This window comes from Streptomyces sp. SID14436 (assembly GCF_010548465.1).
Lineage (GTDB): Bacteria > Actinomycetota > Actinomycetes > Streptomycetales > Streptomycetaceae > Streptomyces.
Window position 1 is genome coordinate 1 of record NZ_JAAGMD010000763.1, and the last position, 221, is coordinate 221.

General features: G+C 79.6%; 1 protein-coding gene. It reads right to left on the minus strand.

The annotated features are described in order from the left end of the window. A partial coding sequence (locus G3I53_RS27655; protein ID WP_203617485.1) for a cobalamin biosynthesis protein occupies nucleotides 1-221 on the minus strand: 221 nt, incomplete at both ends.

Consider the following 221-nt stretch of genomic DNA (forward strand, 5'->3'; position numbering starts at 1 on the left):
CCGGGCCGGCGGCCGCGGCGAGGGCGGCGGTCAGCCGAGCGCCGGGCGCGCCCACGACGTCGTCCAGCCGGGCGGACGCCCAGCCGAAGCGCAGGTACCGGGGGGACTTGTGCCCCACCATCGCGTCCAGGGTGTTGACCGCCCGGAAGCCGAGCAGCCCGGGCACCCCGGCCGCGGCGCCCCAGACGAGGGCGCCCACCACGGCGTCGGAGGTGTTCTCG